The organism is Aquirufa nivalisilvae (assembly GCF_003143535.1).
Classification (GTDB): domain Bacteria; phylum Bacteroidota; class Bacteroidia; order Cytophagales; family Spirosomataceae; genus Aquirufa; species Aquirufa nivalisilvae.
This window is the reverse complement of sequence record NZ_CP029346.1, coordinates 1,886,290-1,902,189: the sequence shown is the minus strand read 5'-3', so window position 1 is coordinate 1,902,189 and position 15,900 is coordinate 1,886,290. Positions and strand designations below refer to the sequence as shown.

Genomic DNA, 15,900 nt, shown 5'->3' with positions numbered 1-15,900 from the left:
TTTTTCTTTAAAATCCTTATCTGGAGCTAAATCATGCATCGAAAGGTAAGGTTGATTCGTAGATCTGTTACCTTTTTTGATTTGGCTAGAGCATGTTTCCAATGTTCTTGAATTGCCCCCTTCATATTGATTAATTGCCCATTTTCTAAATCTAAACTTCTTTTTTCACCTGTGGCGAGATGTTTTAAATCGAATCTTCTTCGGCTACCTAAACTTAAAGAGGCAATGCTTGAATGTCGCACAATGGACCTTTCATTATCTGCATGCCAGCCCATGCTTTCATTTCCATCATGGTACAAATTCAATAAACAAGCATTGTATGTAGCCTGACAAATTTCTTCCACTTGGGATTTGATCTCCCAAAGAAGTGGAGTCCAAATATGAGCATGTTTGACACTTCCTGAGTACTGATATGTCCTACCTTGATCTCCATACCAAGCTACTTTTCGAGCGGTGATATGGGTTTTCCCAAATATTCTAACTTGATCATGTTCCCAAGCTATATTCTGTAATAAGTTATTTAAGTTGGCATTAGCCTGAGCTTCACTATAGATTTTACCATAAGAATATAATTCTCCATCAAAAGGAAGTAGATTTTGTATGTTTTCTATTGCTTGCATGTCAAAACTAAGCTAATTAAAAATCCTGACTCCTAATTAGGAGTCAGGATCAAATTACATGCCCGAAATTAAATCAAATGAATCGGCTTATTTTATGGTTAGGTATTATTTTCATTTAAATGGAGATATGTTTTAATGTTTTCTACATAAACTTCAAATGCTTTTTTTCCAGTTTCTGATATGTGTATGATGGTTAAGGGATAATTATTTTTGAATGTTTTCTGTATTTGGACGTAACCTGCCTCTTGTAGTTTTTTTAATTGATGACTTAAATTACCTTGGGTAGTTTGTGTTTCCTTTAATAGATCATTGAATTGGGCATGTTTTACTGTAAGTAAAATCGACATGACCGCTAGTCGTACAGGGGAATTTAATATAGGGTCTAATTCATTAAACATGTTGAGAAATTAGATTTGGCATGACATTGCCTATGAGCATACAAGCGCCATTGAGCAGTAATTGTTGCTGAAAGGGTAGGTATAAGCAGTAGATGGCCCCAATTCCAAATAGGATGCCACATAGAATGAATAATCGGTTTTTCATCATGAAACCAGATATACTAGTGCCAATTCCGACGCAGACTAATATAGATGGGAATGGACTGTTCTGATAGAATAGGGAAATGTAAAGAGAGATTCCCATGGCGATATACAGCGTAAACCACATGGTTAGTACAAAATGATTGTAATAACTTAAAGTGGTCTTTTTACCTGAAATTCCCCAAAATATACTCAGAATTAGTCCTATGCTTGGGAAAAAAATCCAAGGAAAATACCAAGTTATTGATATATAGTTGTTTAAAATGGCATATTGAGTGAAACTAGCTACTGCAATTAATATTCCCCAGAGTATGTAAAATTTTCGTTGAATGTGATAATCTTGACGAGTAGAGTTGACTACTTTTTGGATTATTGCAAGACTTTCATGAGGTGTAAGTATAGTTTCTGACATGTTTTAGTGGTTTAGTGTTTGCAATATTAATGTAGTTTGTAATGCAAACCAAATTATTTAGAAAAAAATATTTATTTGAATATTCCTACCTTTGTAATCAAATTCATGAATATGTATAAAACTACTGAAATTGCCTCCTCTGAGATTGCATCGGATAATCCGATTCACCAACGTCTATTATTTCCTTATTTACATGTAAGTCAATTAGTATCCGGAGATGTATTGGAGATTGGATGTGGTACTGGTAGGGGGGTAGGTGTATTAGCGCCGCAAGTCAGTAATTATACTGGGGTAGATAAGAATACAGAATTGATGCAGGAGTTAAGCCAAAAATATCCTTCATTTACCTTTATTGACATGTTTCTGCCTCCTTTAAAAGATTTGCCATCCAATCATTATGATTTTGTGGTAACTTTTCAAGTGATTGAACATATCGAAAACGATGACTTTTTCCTTCAAGAAGCAGCTAGGGTGTTAAAACCAGGTGGTAAATTATATTTAACTACAGTCAATAAGAAGTTCTCTTTAACACGTAATCCTTGGCATGTAAGAGAGTATGATGCCCTCAGTCTCCAAAAATTGATGGAAAAACATTTTTCTACAGTAATTACAGAAGGGATTCATGGAAATGATAAAGTGATGGCTTATTATGAAGAGAATAAAAAATCGGTTCAAAAAATTACTCGATTTGATATTTTAAACCTTCAATACAGATTGCCAAGAACCTGGTTACAAGTTCCATATGATATTGCTAATCGGATGAGTCGTTTGATTGTTTCCAAAGCTAATAATCAACTAGTAGATTCCATTCAAGTGGATGATTATTCGTTAAATCAGACTCCAGATACGTCTTTTGATTTCTTTTACACCGGTATAAAATAGTACCATGGAATTCATAGATCCAGCTATTGATGCATATTCTAGGGCATTTACTGAGCCTGAAAGTGATTTGTTGAAGCGTCTAGATCGCGAGACTCACGCACAAGTATTACAACCTAGGATGTTATCTGGGCATTTACAAGGACGATTTTTGGCGCTCATCTCTTCCTTACTTCAACCTAATTTAATTCTAGAAATTGGCACTTATACAGGTTATTCAGCTCTTTGCTTAGCAGAAGGCTTAGCGCACTCAGGTAAACTAATTACCATAGATGTCAATGAAGAATTGGAGCGCTTTACTCGATCTTTCATAGAACAATCTCCGCTAAGCTCACAAATAGATTACCGAATTGCTGATGCCAAAGATGAAATTCCAAACATCCAAGAAGAGATAGATTTAGTCTTTATTGATGCAGATAAACGTAACTATGCCTTATATTTTGATCTTGTCGTGGATAAGGTAAGAAAAGGAGGTTTAATCATCGTAGATAATGTCCTTTGGAGTGGAAAGGTAGTCGATGAATCAGCCAAAGATAAATCGACTCAAGCATTGAGAGATTTTAATCAAAAATGTTTAGATGATCCACGAGTAGAAAATCTACTACTTCCTTTAAGAGATGGTCTTTTAATTCTTAAAAAGAAAAGTTAAGGCTGAATTTTCAATTTTTGACCTACTTGAATCGTCGGTTTTTTGCCTAATTTATTCCAATCAGATAACTTTTGAACACTAATACCGTATTGAGAAGCAATTCTAAATAATGTTTCTCCGGCTTTCACTTGATGAAATTTTGGGCTAGCAGGTGTCGTTTTAGTTTCTACTGTTGCAACTGTTTTTACGGGTGAAGTTTTTGGGGCCTCTTCCACTACTTTCACTTCAGATTTTTTTTCTTTTTCGGGAGCATCCGATCGGATCGTAATTTCTCTACTTACGGCAGGGTCAATGTAAATCGAACTCCCTGTACTTTTGATCGTTACTTTAGGTTCTTCAACGATAGCTTCTTCTTGTTTCTCTTTAGATTCAACGACTTTAGCAGGGGCTTTTTTTGCTTTTTCATCCAATTGCTCTGCAATTAATTCCAGCATAGGTATTTTGCGAACTATTTTGATTTTTTGACCTAAACTAATTACTGAGCTCATTTCTAAATCGTTCAGTTTTAATAATTCGGGCAATTTCATATCAAATTTGCGCGCAATAGAACTTAGACTTTCGCCAGATTCAACGGTATGAAAACGAGTTTCTACTTTATCGCTTAATATAGGTTTATGTTTTTTCTTAGGGTATAAAGCTTCTTGTGGAATTTCTGTTTCCACATATAGTTTATTGGTGTCATTCGAGGCTGTTAGAGCGGAGCTTTGAGCGGCTAAACTTACATTTCCTTTGGATTCAAAAATAGAAACATTGGATGGATGATACAGTGTATATTCCTTATCATCGGGCACCCAGTCCTTTAATACCCAAGAATTGTATTTTTTCAAATCATCATAACTAACTTTCCACTCATCAGATAATTCCATCAGGTTTTTGCCTTTTATCTGTTTATAGGTAATCATGCTAGGCGATTCTGTGGTTACTTCTTGAGAATTCAATTGTAATTCAGTTTCCCAAAAATGTTTGTAGGCTAAAAAACGTAACACATACCAGTCGGTACTTGAATCAACCTCAATGAGGGATTTTCCTAGCCAGTCTGTTGCTAAAGGCATTTTTTTTAAGGTGCCTAATCCTAATCGGTAGGATAGCAAGGTGCTTAACCAGTTATCTAATACGGTATTATTTCGACTCAAGTAATTGACGGCTCCCTTGGTTGCTTCCATGATGTGGCGCCTTTCGTCTACTTCTTTATTCACTTTTAAGCCAACGTCCTTGGCTGTTTCTAATTTAAACTGCCAATAACCTACGGCATTGGAAGTAGAAACGGCATTGGGATTCAATGAACTTTCTTGAACGCATAAGTATTTAAAATCATCGGGTATATTACCCTCTTTCAAAATGGGCTCAATCAATGGAAAAAATAGCCGCATTTTCTCTTTCATCATCCCAACAAATTTCTTGTTGGCACCAAGCATAGCCCATTCTTTTTCTAAAATGGGTTTGGCAGAAGGATGGATAGCCACACGTAAATTGCCCAGACTTAAGGTGTCAGGACGAGTGATAGCATGTACAGAGATTAATGAACAGCTTACAAACAACAAAAAAAGAAATAGCAGCTTTTTTTGATTCATACGTAATGGGATAACAAAGCAATGAGAGCTTTTAAAGCCTATTTTATGTAAAATTACCAAATATTCTCATTTAACGGTTTTAAAATAGGATTATTGCTAATTCTCCTTTTGTTTTAAGAGCTTGCGAATATCTTTACCTTTGTGAAAAATAGATAAAAATGATTTTAATTGACGATACCGTTATCAGTGAAGATGTAGCCGATGAATTTTTTGTATGTGATTTAAGTAAGTGCAAAGGTGCATGCTGCGTGGAAGGTGATTTAGGAGCACCCTTAGAAGAAGATGAACTGGCTATTATAGAAAGTATTCAGGAGCAAATAGCTCCTTATTTATCGGAGGAAGGTAAAGCTGTCATTGAAAAAGTTGGAACATGGGTCAAAGATGAGGATGGCGATTTTTCAACGCCAGTTATTGAAGGAAGAGAATGTGTGTATGCCATTTACGATGATAAAAAATACCTGAAGTGTGGCATTGAACAAGCTTTTTTTGATGGAAAGATCGACTTTAGAAAACCTATTTCTTGTCATTTATACCCCATTCGAATTGCTAAATTAGCGGAGTATCAGGCATTAAATTATGATCGCTGGAGCATCTGTTCTGATGCTTGTTCTCATGGTAAACAATTAGGAGTACCGATATATAAATTCTTGAAGGAGCCCCTTATCCGTAAATTTGGTGATAAATGGTACAGTGAGTTGGAGAAAGAAATAGAGGAGCGGAAAGAAGAGAAGTAAATTATGAGTTATCAATTATAAGTTATAATTGATTGTGTATAAGGTTATGTATTAAAAATGGCTGCCAATCTTAATTCCTTTGATGCAATTTATCAAGTTGTTCAACTGATTCCCCAAGGAAAAGTGACTTCCTATGGAGCTATAGCAGCATATTTAGGGATGAAAGGTGGCGCAAGAATGGTGGGGTGGGCTATGAATGCTTCCCACACATTGGTAAATGTTCCTGCTCATCGTGTGGTGAATCGCAATGGTTTATTAACCGGTAAAAATTTCTTTGGAGGGAATCGGATGCAAGAACTTTTGGAAGCGGAAGGAATTCAGGTGAATGATGACAAAATTGTAAATTTTCACCTACATTTTTGGGATCCTAGTTCTGAGTTATAATCAATGTGTTTCGGCTATTAATCAATCTGACTAACAAATTTTTTACCCCCAAGCATGCGCATTTGTCGTTGGATGGTATTACTTCTACGCTGTACGTAGTTTGATGGGTTTTGAATGGAGAAACGAATTGGATTGGGTAAAACGGCGGCTATTCTGGCAGCTTCGGCACGACTCACCACTGAGGCAGAATGACCATAGAATTTACGACATGCTGCTTCAACTCCAAAGGTCATTTTACCTGTTTCAGCCACATTGAGATAGACTTCTAATATTCGTTGTTTGCCCCAGATTAATTCAATCATGAAGGTAAAATAGGCCTCTAATCCTTTTCTAAGGTAGCTTCTTCCTTGCCATAAGAAGACATTTTTGGCAACTTGTTGAGAAATAGTGCTCGCACCTTTGATACGTTTCCCTTTCATATTATGGCGCATGGCACCCCACATGGCTTCAAAATCAAATCCATTATGCTCTGGGAAAAGCTGATCTTCAGATGCAATTACTGCCAAAGCGCAGTTTTTATCAATTTCTGAATACGAAGTCCAATTGGAATAAATTTTACTAGGTTTGCCTTCCATGATCGCATCTATTTTACGACTAGCCATGGTAGGAGTAAAGTATATGGGAAGAAATTTCAACAAAACGATCATTACCAATGAGGCAATCCAAGCATAAAAAGCAAACCAAGCCAACTTAATGAGGTACTTTTTGAAGGTACTTCTAGATTTAGTACTTGAACTAGAATTAACTTTTCCGAATTTAGACGATTTTGTGGCTAGGCGCGCTTCTTTCGTTAAGTCAATTCTTTTTGCCATTGAGATGTTGAGGTATTACAGATTACAAAAATACAATCTTAATTGAAATGCAGGTTTAAATTAGAAAAATATCACTACTCAATTTATCTGCAATGAGTATCCCTGACTCTGTTAAGATTAAAAATCCATCTATTTCTTTTGCCCATTGTCTTTCTTTCCATTCATTTATTTCTAAGCTCGGGAAGTTTTGGTTTATTTCTTCGATTGACTGTTTCAAATATGCCAAATCCAGTCCCCACATTGTTCTTAATCGCGTCATGATGTATTCATTAATGCGATTTTCAGGACTCAGATGTTCTACTTCGAAATAGGGGTTTCCTTGCTCTATGGCCAATAAATAGGATTTGTTATTAGCAACATTCCATTGACGGCTATGGTAATTAAAACTATGAGCAGAAGGACCAATTCCTAGGTATTCTTCTTGGTTCCAATAGCTCGAATTGTGTTTGGAATAACGCTTGTTTTTGGCAAAATTGGAAACTTCATAAGCTTCGAAACCAGCAGATTGTAATAGCTGGTGACTTAATTCAAAATGAGCAGCCATTTGATTATCTGGAGTTTCTTTGAGTAAGCCTTTATCTTTTTGTTTTCCAAATACGGTTCTGGGCTCAATGGTCAAACTATATGCCGATATATGATCAACATTCAGTGAAATAGCTTGTTGAATGTCAAACGCTGTATCAGACAAATTATGGTCCTTTAGGCCATAAATAACATCTATGCTAATGTTTTCTAAGCCCAAATCTTGAGCCTTTTTTATTGCTTCTATCGATTGCTGGCTGCTGTGGTTTCGGTGTAGGTGTTTCAGGCTTGAATCATTAAATGTCTGAATGCCAACACTTAATCGGTTTATCCCAATTTGTTTTACCTGTTGGATAAATTCCTTGCTCAAATCTTCGGGATTTGCTTCCAAGGTAATTTCAGCACCTGGGTTGATTGAATATAGTTGATTGATTTTATCAAAAAGCTGATTTAATTGAAATTCAGATAATAGGGAAGGAGTACCTCCTCCTAAATATATGGTATCAATTAGCTTATTACTTAAATAGTCTTTTCGTATTTCTAATTCCTGCACCATAGCATTTACCATCACCTCTCTTTGAGAAAGTACCGTCGAAAAGTGAAAGTCACAGTAGTGGCATGCTTGTCGACAAAAGGGAATGTGTAGGTACAGGTGCAAGGGAATTCCTTAAGGTTCAAAGATTAGGTAACTAAGCTGATCTGGCACAAACATCTCTTGTGCTAAGGTTTGTAACTTATCAGAAGTGATGGCATCTATTTGTAGGAATAATTCATCCAAACTTTCAATTTTCTCTCGATCTAGTAAGTTTTTAGCCATCATGAGCATAAAGTTTAAATTACCTTCCTCTGCCATGGCTAATTGACCTTTTAGTTGCGACTTGATTTTTTGCAAGGCAGGGCCAGACAAAGCTTTTTGCTGAAGTTTTTCGAACTCCCTCATAATGAGCTTGATGGATTTATTTACTTGGTTAGGTTCTGTACCAAAGTAAATAGCCCAAAAACCGGAATCAATATAGGATGTAAAGCTAGCTTCAATGGAATAGACTAATCCATGTCTTTCTCTGACGGAAACGTTTAATAAGGAGTTCATTCCTGGTCCGCCTAAAAGATTTATTAAGGTAAAAAAGGCCATCCGATTGGGATTAGCTAAGGCATAAGATTGCCTACCTAATGCCACGTGAGATTGGGTCACGCCTCTTTTGACAACTTTTCTTTCAGGAAGCATTAAGCTTGGCTGAATGCGTTTTAACTGTTGTTTTTTAGCTTCAATATGCCCCAAATGCTTTTCTGCCCAAGCAAAAACTTTATCATGAGGTAATTTTCCGATGGATGAAAATACGATGCGCGATGTATCCACATTTCTTTCAATGAACTGAATCAAATCGGATTGTTGAAAACGTTGAACGGTTTCATTCGTTCCCAAGATATTCATTCCTAGAGAATGATTGGGGAACAATAATTCGTCGAAATCGTCTTGAATCGCATCTTCTGGAGAATCATAATACATGGACATTTCTTCCAAAATGACACTGCGCTCCTTTTCTAATTCCTTTTGAGGGAAAGTAGAATGAAAGGTGATATCGGCTAATAATTCTAAAGCTCGTTCATAATAGGGACTTAAAACGGAGGCATGAAAACAAATCTTTTCTTTGGTGGTATAGGCATTTAATTCCCCTCCGATAATTTCTAAACGATTGATAATCTGGATATTATTTTTCTTTTGAGTGCCTTTAAAAGCCATGTGCTCCCAAAAATGAGCCAGACCTTGCTCGGAGTCATTTTCATCTCGACTACCTATGTCTAGCATGATGCCTACATGCGAAATTTCTGTATGTACAACTTGTCGGTGGACAAGGATAATGCCATTGGAAAGCGTTCGGGTTTGAATCGAATTCATGTAGTCAATTGGATAAAAATGTCCCAAATTTAACTAATTTTATGGCCATTTCATTCATTTTTTTCTATGCTTGAGCATTCCAAAGTCCTTTTGATTCAAACAGCTTTTTTAGGGGATGCTGTATTAGCTACTGCTTTATTAGAGAAGATTCGAATTGAATCTCCATATACAGAAATCCACATTTTAGTTAGAAAGGGGAATGAAAGTCTTTTTAAGGCTTATCCTTATCCTAACTTGAGAAGAGTTTGGACCTACAATAAATCTAAAAAATGGTCTTCTTGGTTGGAATTACGTCATGATCTGCGATCTGAGCATTTTGATGCAGTTTTTGTCATTCAACGTTTTTTTGGCATGGGACTGTTAAGTTTAAATATTGGGGCCAAGCGAGTAGTTGGGTTTGATAAAAATCCTTTGTCATTATTTTTTACGGAGAAGGTTAAACATGAATGGGGGACAGGGGTTCATGAAGTAGAAAGAAATACAGCCTTAGTACAATCTTGGTTAGGAGGGAAGGTGTTTAGACCTTGTTTAAAAGCAGCAGAAATAGATTTAGGGCCTGAAATGAGAAAGAAGGAATACATCTGTATTTCTCCAGGGAGTGTTTGGGAAACCAAGCGTTTACCTATTCGAATTTGGATTGAATTTATTCAACTCTTGCCTCAAGATCAAGTAGTTGTGTTGATGGGCTCGCCAGGAGAAATTGATTTATCCAATCAAATTGCTGAAGCATTTCATGGAAGTAATCGAGTGATATTAAATGAAACGGGTAAGCATCCTTTATTGGCTTCAGCTTATATATTTCAGCAAAGTATGATGAGCTTTGTGAACGATTCTGGTCCCATGCATATTTGTTCGGCAGAAAATGTACCTACTGTCGCAGTATATTGTTCTACTGTTCCATCTTTTGGCTTTGGACCGCTAGCAGATTGGAATCGAATTGTTGAAACAAATGTGGCATTAACCTGTAGGCCATGTGGTGACCATGGGAAAAAGAATTGTCCTTTGGGACATTATGCATGCGGAGAAGGCATTGAGGCAAATGCCATATTTCAGGCATATCAAGAATATTTAAGCGCGAGAAGCCAGTAAATACAACACGGCCATTCGTACCGCGACTCCATTTTCTACTTGATCTAAGATGATGGAATGGGGAGAATCGGCGGCATCGGAACTTAGTTCCACACCTCGGTTGATTGGGCCTGGGTGCATCAAGACAATTTCTTTAGGCAATTCATCCAGCATTTTTCTCGTGATTCCAAAGAATTGGGCATATTCTCGAAGCGAAGGGAAATACTTGATTTGTTGACGTTCTAATTGAATTCTCAAGACATTGGCAGCATCGCACCAAGTTAGCGTGTCTTTCACATCATGAGATACTTCCACACCTAGACTCTGTATGTGCTTAGGGATCAAGGTACTTGGTCCGCAAAGTCTAACTTGGGCTCCTTGTTTTTTTAAGGCATAAATGTTGGAAAGGGCCACTCGAGAGTGTAAGATATCACCAATGATGGCTATTTTTTTGCCCGCTAAATCACCCAGTTTTTCTCTAAGTGAAAAGGTATCTAACAACGCTTGTGTCGGGTGCTCATGTGTACCGTCCCCTGCATTGATGATATTGGCTTTTATGTGCTTGGATAAATAATGTGGAGCACCTGGGCTGGCATGTCGCATGACAATCATGTCCACCTTCATAGCCAAAATATTGTTGACCGTATCTAGTAAGGTTTCTCCTTTTTTAACGGAACTTCCTGAAGCAGAGAAATTAATGGTATCGGCAGATAGTCTTTTTTCTGCTAGTTCAAAGGATAGACGAGTCCGAGTAGAATTCTCGAAAAATACATTGGCAATGGTCACATCACGTAAAGAAGGCACTTTTTTAATAGGTCGGTTTAGGACCTCTTTAAATTCTTTGGCCGTTTTTACTATCAGGTCAATGGATTCTGCATCCAGGTCTTTTATTCCTAATAAATGTGGCGATTTCAACATATTTATTTCATCATGGATGAGTGATTAACCAAATTTTATCTGATTCATGGCCTTGTTCGGTCCATTCAACCAGTACTTTTTCGGTTGAAAGTGTATTTACACTTTTACCAATATAGTCAGCATTAATAGGCAAATCTCGGTTGTAAATTCGATCAATTAATACGCAAAGTTCTACTTTAGCAGGTCTACCAAATGCAGTCATGGCATCAAGTGCTGCGCGTACCATACGGCCTGTTGCAAGCACGTCATCCACTAAGATAACCCGTTTATTTTCAATGATAAAAGGGATATGCGTGCTATTAGGAGCTACGGTATCTCTTCTTCTAAAATCATCTCGATAGAATGTAGCATCTAACTGACCTATTTGGGGAGCTTCAGGAAGATGTTTGCTTAATTCTTTGGCAATTCTTTCGGCAAAGTATATTCCTCTAGGCTGAAGGCCTAAAATTACCGTTTCAATGCCTTTAATTTGATTTTCAATGAGCTCTTGGCATAACCTAGATATGGTTATTTCTAATAATGGGCTTGATAAAATCAGCTTACGAGTCATTGTTACAAAGGTAATGTTTTTAGCGTATCTATTTTAAAAGATTCGCTCGGCAGCATTAAAATCTGGCAAAATTTGATCTTTATCAGATACATTGGGTTGATCAACGCCCCAATCAATGGCTAGGGTAGGGTCATTCCAACGAATACCTGATTCAGCTTCTTTATTCCAGAAATCAGTGCATTTATATACAAAAATGGTTTCTTCTAGTGCAACAAATCCATGGGCAAAACCCACTGGAACATAAAGCATATTTCCTTTATCGGCATCCAAAAGGAATTTTTCATGTTGACCGAAAGTTGGAGAATCTTGTCTTAAGTCCACAATGACATCCATCACTTTGCCTGTCATACAACGTACCAGCTTCCCTTGTCCATGAGGATTTTTTTGAAAGTGTAAACCTCTTAGTACTCCTGGGGTAGAAAATGAATAATTGTCTTGAACGAAATTTTCTGATATACCATTGGCAGCAAATAATTTTTGGTTATAAGACTCATAAAAATGGCCTCTAGCATCAAAAAACTTGGTTGGGACACATTCAATAACTCCTGGGAGTTGGTGTTTAATAAATTGCATAAATTCGAGATGGTGATTGCTTTCCTCTTTTTTTGATATTGCTTGGAAAGAACTTAATTTGCGCCAAAATTATTCATATTTCGGCATTTAAACAATGTCCTTTCCCAATCTCTATGAATTCAGCTGAATTAGTCAAACAAATTGAACAAAAACGGTCATTTTTATGTGTAGGATTGGATTCTGATCTCAGTCTGATTCCAAGGAAATTCCGTCAAGAGAAAGACCCCATTTTTGCATTTAATCAAGCCGTCATTGATGCGACGCATACTTATGCGGTAGCGTATAAGCCCAATATTGCTTTTTATGAGGCCATGGGCCCTCGTGGTTGGGAGAGTTTGCAGAAAACAATGGAGTATATACCTAAAGATATTTTTACCATTGCCGATGCCAAAAGGGGAGATATTGGAAATACAGCCTTGAAATATGCTCAAACATTTTTTGATCCTGCCAGTAGTGGATTGAATTTTGATTCCATTACCGTAGCGCCCTATATGGGTCGTGATTCGGTTGAGCCATTTTTGACCTATCATGATAAATGGGTGATTCTTTTGGCTTTAACTTCCAATGTGGGTAGTCATGATTTTCAAATGACTAAATCAGAAGATTATATGCCCCTTTATGAGCGAGTGATGCGTACTGCCATGTCGTGGGGATCACCGGAGCATTTAATGTTTGTCATTGGAGCAACTCGCTCTGATTTTTTACAAAAGGTAAGGGAAATTGCCCCAGATAATTTCTTTTTAGTTCCGGGTGTAGGAGCACAAGGAGGAAGTTTAGAAGATGTGGCTAAATATGCCATGAATTCCAATGTAGGATTATTGGTTAATTCTTCTCGAGGCATTATTTATGCTGGCGATGATACTTCGGTCTCTGCCGCCCGTGAAGCCAAGAAGATTCAAGAAGAAATGGATCGGTATTTGGATGAATACCGGAAGTAAATGATAAATTATGAATGGTAAATGGTGAGTGGTGGATGGAAATGTTTTGATTTGTAATAGTCTGATTATCATTTGTTTAATTTATTTTTTAAATTCTTTTGTTTCAAGTTTTGAATATCAGTTTAAATGAAATAATAATTTCTAAGTGTCCCAAAGTGGTTTAGTAATTATCCCTCCAAACGACAATCTATAATTTCCCATTCACCATTCACCACTCACCATTTAACATTCACTTATGGAGCTTAGCATATCAACCCCCGCATTATTGTTTTCAACAGTCTCATTATTGATGATCGCATTTACCAATCGATTTATGTCGATGGCATCATTGATTCGTGATTTACATGTGAAGTTTCAAAAGAATCCTGAAGATGCTATTTTCAAGCAAATTGAAAATCTAAGATTGCGGATGAAGTTAATTCAGTCGATGCAAATCATAGCTATTTTTAGCTTACTGTTAAGCGTAATTTGTATGTTTCTTCTTTTCATGAATGAAGAAATCATTGCCCGATGGTTTTTTGGAATTGGACTCATTGGGATGAGTTTAGCCTTGAGTTTGAGCGCTTGGGAAATTACAATTTCTACAAAAGCTTTGGAGGTAGAACTGTCCGATATGGAGGATATCATCGCCAAACGAAAGTAATCCAAATTTATTTTTATTTTTTATTCGAATAGTTAAAAATATTTTTTGTTGCTATTTCAAGTATTGAATATTAATACTATTTTTGTGTACAATTTCAATGATTAATAAGACGAAATTGTATTGAAACAGAATCAAACATTAAAAATACTACTTAGGCGGATTGAATAAAGGCTCGGAATTTTTCTGAGTCTTTATTGTTTCTAAGCCTTTAGTATTAATGCAGCCATGGGAGGTAGATTCAAAGAAATAGAGAAAGCTTTTCCTTGCCAATTGATCGCTTCTGTCATCACTGCACCTGAAATTGGATAATCACTTCCTCCCAATTCTTTCTTATCCGAATTAAAAAGAACCTTCCAAACACCTGGCAATGGTACCCCAATACGGTAATTTTCTCTTGGTGCAGGAGTTAGATTCAATATCACAATGACTTGTTGTTTGGCAACTTCTCCTTTACGGATGTAAGTAATGACGGAATTTCCTTGGTCGTTTGATTCTATCCATTCAAATCCTTCATGGGAGAATTGCTTGCTGTACAAAGCAGCTTCATCACGGTACAATTGATTTAAAGCTTTGACGGTCGACTGGATTCCTTTATGATAGAAATTATCCAATTCATGCCAATCCAAGGATTGATTATGATTCCATTCTTCTTTTTGGCCAAATTCACCACCCATAAACAGAAGTTTACTTCCTGGATGGGTGAATTGTTCACTCAATAATACCCTTAGATTAGCAAATTTTTGCCACTCATCTCCTGGCATCTTATTTAGCAAGGAATTCTTGCCATAAACTACTTCATCATGAGAAAGAGGCAGACAGAAATTTTCTGTAAAGGCATAAATGAGTGAAAAAGTTAAATCATTTAAGTGGTATTTACGGTGTATAGGATCCTTATGGAAGAAGTTCAACGTATCATTCATCCAACCCATCATCCATTTTTGACCAAAGCCCAATCCTCCCTGAAATACGGGTTTAGTCACTCCAGGGAAACTGGTTGACTCTTCAGCAATCATTTGAATATCTGGGAATTCACCATACATGTGAATATTTAATTCTTGCAAAAAGGAAATGGCCTCTAAATTATGGTTTCCTCCATATACATTTGCTTCCCATTCTCCATCATTTCTAGAATAATCCAAATAGAGCATCGAAGCCACAGCATCTACCCGTAAACCATCGATGTGGTAACGATCTAACCAAAATGCAGCATTGGACAGCAAGAAGCTTCGTACTTCATTTTTTCCATAATCAAAAATATAGGATTGCCAATCTGGATGGAAACCACGCTTTGGATCGGGATGCTCATATAAACAGCCACCATCAAAATTGCGAAGTCCATGATCATCACCTGGAAAATGGGAAGGAACCCAGTCCAGAATAACACCAATTCCTTCTTGATGGAATCTTTCTACTAAAGTCATAAATCCTTGAGGATCTCCAAAACGAGAAGAAGGGGCAAAGTATCCCGTTATTTGATATCCCCAAGATGGCGCATAGGGATGTTCCATGATGGGCATAAACTCCACATGAGTAAAGCCCATGTCTTTAACATATTGAACTAATTTGTCGCTCAGGTCAGCATAGCTTAGATATTCATTTTCTAAGGTTTTTTGCCAAGAACCAAGGTGTACTTCGTATATCGACATAGGTGCGTTCAGGGAGTTCTTTTGACTTCTTTCTTGCATCCATGTTTGATCTTTCCATTCTTTATAGGTATTCCAAACAATACTGGCTGTTTTAGGAGGAGTTTCGCAGAAAAGGCCCATAGGGTCTAACTTTTCTAAAATTTCTCCCGTTTTACTTTTTATCCAGTATTTATACGTTTCCCCAGTTTTGATGTTGGGGATAAAACCTTCCCAAATTCCCGATGAATCCCAGCGTGGATACAATCCATGTTCGCTTGAATCCCAGAAATTGAAATTTCCCACGACAAAAACAGATTCGGCATTGGGAGCCCAAACGGAGAAATAGGTACCTACTTCACCTTCTAATTCAATTTCAAAAGCACCTAGTTTCTCATATAAACGGGTGTGTTTACCATTTAAAAAGAGTGCAATATCAAAATCGCTAAAAAAAGAATGAGGTTTAACTATAGCCATAAGAGGGTGGGTTTCAATGTAAAGGCTAAAATAATAAAATTAAATTGATTAAAACTCGCTTTTTTTTTTCGTGCAGTATTTGAATTTTTAAA

General features: G+C 36.8%; 18 protein-coding genes. 7 read left to right on the top strand and 11 right to left on the bottom strand.

Annotation, left to right across the window (positions count from 1 at the left end; genetic code table 11):
• Positions 1-26: 26 nt before the first annotated feature.
• The 3 genes from HME7025_RS08405 to HME7025_RS08395 form a co-directional block, all read right to left on the bottom strand.
• Positions 27-620 carry an alpha-ketoglutarate-dependent dioxygenase AlkB family protein gene (locus HME7025_RS08405; RefSeq protein WP_109323202.1) on the bottom strand — a complete coding sequence of 198 codons (594 nt, stop codon included), beginning with the start codon at positions 618-620 and terminating at the stop codon, positions 27-29.
• A gap of 98 nt (positions 621-718) precedes the next feature.
• Positions 719-1,018 carry a winged helix-turn-helix domain-containing protein gene (locus tag HME7025_RS08400; RefSeq protein ID WP_109323201.1) on the bottom strand — a complete coding sequence of 100 codons (300 nt, stop codon included), beginning with the start codon at positions 1,016-1,018 and terminating at the stop codon, positions 719-721.
• The gene (locus tag HME7025_RS08395; protein ID WP_109323200.1) at positions 1,011-1,571 is read right to left on the bottom strand and encodes a hypothetical protein; all 561 of its coding nucleotides are present in this window, start codon (positions 1,569-1,571) and stop codon (positions 1,011-1,013) included. The genes HME7025_RS08400 and HME7025_RS08395 overlap by 8 nt, the downstream gene beginning before the upstream one ends.
• 111 nt (positions 1,572-1,682) lie before the next feature.
• On the opposite strand from HME7025_RS08395, the gene HME7025_RS08390 reads away from it, so the two are divergent.
• Together HME7025_RS08390 and HME7025_RS08385 are read left to right on the top strand one after the other, a co-directional pair.
• Entirely contained in the window at positions 1,683-2,453 is a 771-nt protein-coding gene (locus tag HME7025_RS08390; RefSeq protein WP_109323199.1) for a class I SAM-dependent methyltransferase, read from the top strand.
• 4 nt (positions 2,454-2,457) lie between these two features.
• Positions 2,458-3,099, top strand: coding sequence for an O-methyltransferase (locus HME7025_RS08385; protein WP_109323198.1), 642 nt, complete (start codon positions 2,458-2,460; stop codon positions 3,097-3,099).
• Here HME7025_RS08385 and HME7025_RS08380 read toward each other — a convergent pair.
• The gene (locus HME7025_RS08380) at positions 3,096-4,670 is read right to left on the bottom strand and encodes a LysM peptidoglycan-binding domain-containing protein (RefSeq protein WP_109323197.1); all 1,575 of its coding nucleotides are present in this window, start codon (positions 4,668-4,670) and stop codon (positions 3,096-3,098) included. The two genes, HME7025_RS08385 and HME7025_RS08380, sit on opposite strands and share 4 nt — an antisense overlap.
• Before the next feature lie 158 nt (positions 4,671-4,828).
• On the opposite strand from HME7025_RS08380, the gene HME7025_RS08375 reads away from it, so the two are divergent.
• Positions 4,829-5,404, top strand: coding sequence for a DUF3109 family protein (locus tag HME7025_RS08375; RefSeq protein WP_109323196.1), 576 nt, complete (start codon positions 4,829-4,831; stop codon positions 5,402-5,404).
• A gap of 57 nt (positions 5,405-5,461) precedes the next feature.
• Positions 5,462-5,788 (top strand): MGMT family protein, encoded by a 327-nt coding sequence (locus HME7025_RS08370; protein WP_109323195.1) that lies wholly within the window; start codon positions 5,462-5,464, stop codon positions 5,786-5,788.
• Between the two features lie 17 nt (positions 5,789-5,805).
• Here the strand turns inward: HME7025_RS08370 and mtgA are convergent, their stop codons facing one another.
• Genes mtgA through HME7025_RS08355 form a run of 3 tightly spaced genes read right to left on the bottom strand, consistent with a single transcriptional unit; the run spans position 5,806 to position 9,019 of the window.
• Positions 5,806-6,600: a monofunctional biosynthetic peptidoglycan transglycosylase gene (gene mtgA, locus HME7025_RS08365; protein WP_109323194.1), complete on the bottom strand. Its 795-nt coding sequence runs from the start codon at positions 6,598-6,600 to the stop codon at positions 5,806-5,808.
• A gap of 55 nt (positions 6,601-6,655) precedes the next feature.
• Positions 6,656-7,780 (bottom strand): radical SAM family heme chaperone HemW, encoded by a 1,125-nt coding sequence (gene hemW / locus HME7025_RS08360; RefSeq protein ID WP_161956228.1) that lies wholly within the window; start codon positions 7,778-7,780, stop codon positions 6,656-6,658.
• A gap of 9 nt (positions 7,781-7,789) precedes the next feature.
• Positions 7,790-9,019, bottom strand: a complete 1,230-nt coding sequence (locus tag HME7025_RS08355; protein WP_109323192.1) for a M16 family metallopeptidase — start codon at positions 9,017-9,019, stop codon at positions 7,790-7,792.
• Between the two features lie 66 nt (positions 9,020-9,085).
• On the opposite strand from HME7025_RS08355, the gene HME7025_RS08350 reads away from it, so the two are divergent.
• Complete coding sequence (locus tag HME7025_RS08350; RefSeq protein ID WP_109323191.1) at positions 9,086-10,108, top strand: glycosyltransferase family 9 protein; 1,023 nt, start codon at positions 9,086-9,088, stop codon at positions 10,106-10,108.
• Here the strand turns inward: HME7025_RS08350 and HME7025_RS08345 are convergent.
• From HME7025_RS08345 to rfbC, 3 genes are read right to left on the bottom strand one after another with little or no spacing between them, the layout of a single operon-like run.
• On the bottom strand, positions 10,088-11,005 hold the full coding sequence (locus HME7025_RS08345) for an aspartate carbamoyltransferase catalytic subunit (protein WP_109323190.1): 918 nt from the start codon (positions 11,003-11,005) through the stop codon (positions 10,088-10,090). The genes HME7025_RS08350 and HME7025_RS08345 overlap by 21 nt on opposite strands.
• A 10-nt stretch (positions 11,006-11,015) precedes the next feature.
• A complete protein-coding gene (pyrR, locus tag HME7025_RS08340; RefSeq protein ID WP_109323189.1) occupies positions 11,016-11,555 on the bottom strand; it encodes a bifunctional pyr operon transcriptional regulator/uracil phosphoribosyltransferase PyrR in 540 nt (179 codons plus the stop codon).
• Between the two features lie 33 nt (positions 11,556-11,588).
• A complete protein-coding gene (rfbC, locus tag HME7025_RS08335) occupies positions 11,589-12,128 on the bottom strand; it encodes a dTDP-4-dehydrorhamnose 3,5-epimerase (protein WP_109323188.1) in 540 nt (179 codons plus the stop codon).
• A 113-nt stretch (positions 12,129-12,241) separates the two neighbouring features.
• Here rfbC and pyrF point away from each other — a divergent pair, with 113 nt between their 5' ends.
• Together pyrF and HME7025_RS08325 are read left to right on the top strand one after the other, a co-directional pair.
• Positions 12,242-13,066, top strand: coding sequence for an orotidine-5'-phosphate decarboxylase (gene pyrF, locus HME7025_RS08330; RefSeq protein WP_109323187.1), 825 nt, complete (start codon positions 12,242-12,244; stop codon positions 13,064-13,066).
• A gap of 235 nt (positions 13,067-13,301) precedes the next feature.
• The gene (locus HME7025_RS08325) at positions 13,302-13,709 is read left to right on the top strand and encodes a DUF2721 domain-containing protein (RefSeq protein ID WP_109323186.1); all 408 of its coding nucleotides are present in this window, start codon (positions 13,302-13,304) and stop codon (positions 13,707-13,709) included.
• Positions 13,710-13,909: 200 nt separating this feature from the next.
• Here HME7025_RS08325 and glgB read toward each other — a convergent pair whose 3' ends face one another.
• On the bottom strand, positions 13,910-15,808 hold the full coding sequence (gene glgB, locus HME7025_RS08320; RefSeq protein ID WP_109323185.1) for a 1,4-alpha-glucan branching protein GlgB: 1,899 nt from the start codon (positions 15,806-15,808) through the stop codon (positions 13,910-13,912).
• Positions 15,809-15,900: the final 92 nt, after the last annotated feature.

Bases quoted from the DNA above. Each gene is read 5' to 3' on its own strand.
- HME7025_RS08385 (WP_109323198.1), top strand. From the start codon at position 2,458: ATGGAATTCATAGATCCAGCTATTGATGCATATTCTAGGGCATTTACT.
- HME7025_RS08405 (WP_109323202.1), bottom strand. From the start codon at position 620: ATGCAAGCAATAGAAAACATACAAAATCTACTTCCTTTTGATGGAGAA.
- pyrR (WP_109323189.1), bottom strand. From the start codon at position 11,555: ATGACTCGTAAGCTGATTTTATCAAGCCCATTATTAGAAATAACCATA.
- glgB (WP_109323185.1), bottom strand. From the start codon at position 15,808: ATGGCTATAGTTAAACCTCATTCTTTTTTTAGCGATTTTGATATTGCA.
- mtgA (WP_109323194.1), bottom strand. From the start codon at position 6,600: ATGGCAAAAAGAATTGACTTAACGAAAGAAGCGCGCCTAGCCACAAAA.
- HME7025_RS08355 (WP_109323192.1), bottom strand. From the start codon at position 9,019: ATGAATTCGATTCAAACCCGAACGCTTTCCAATGGCATTATCCTTGTC.
- pyrF (WP_109323187.1), top strand. From the start codon at position 12,242: ATGAATTCAGCTGAATTAGTCAAACAAATTGAACAAAAACGGTCATTT.
- HME7025_RS08350 (WP_109323191.1), top strand. From the start codon at position 9,086: ATGCTTGAGCATTCCAAAGTCCTTTTGATTCAAACAGCTTTTTTAGGG.
- HME7025_RS08390 (WP_109323199.1), top strand. From the start codon at position 1,683: ATGTATAAAACTACTGAAATTGCCTCCTCTGAGATTGCATCGGATAAT.
- rfbC (WP_109323188.1), bottom strand. From the start codon at position 12,128: ATGCAATTTATTAAACACCAACTCCCAGGAGTTATTGAATGTGTCCCA.
- HME7025_RS08325 (WP_109323186.1), top strand. From the start codon at position 13,302: ATGGAGCTTAGCATATCAACCCCCGCATTATTGTTTTCAACAGTCTCA.
- HME7025_RS08395 (WP_109323200.1), bottom strand. From the start codon at position 1,571: ATGTCAGAAACTATACTTACACCTCATGAAAGTCTTGCAATAATCCAA.
- HME7025_RS08380 (WP_109323197.1), bottom strand. From the start codon at position 4,670: ATGAATCAAAAAAAGCTGCTATTTCTTTTTTTGTTGTTTGTAAGCTGT.
- HME7025_RS08345 (WP_109323190.1), bottom strand. From the start codon at position 11,005: ATGTTGAAATCGCCACATTTATTAGGAATAAAAGACCTGGATGCAGAA.
- HME7025_RS08375 (WP_109323196.1), top strand. From the start codon at position 4,829: ATGATTTTAATTGACGATACCGTTATCAGTGAAGATGTAGCCGATGAA.
- HME7025_RS08370 (WP_109323195.1), top strand. From the start codon at position 5,462: ATGGCTGCCAATCTTAATTCCTTTGATGCAATTTATCAAGTTGTTCAA.
- HME7025_RS08400 (WP_109323201.1), bottom strand. From the start codon at position 1,018: ATGTTTAATGAATTAGACCCTATATTAAATTCCCCTGTACGACTAGCG.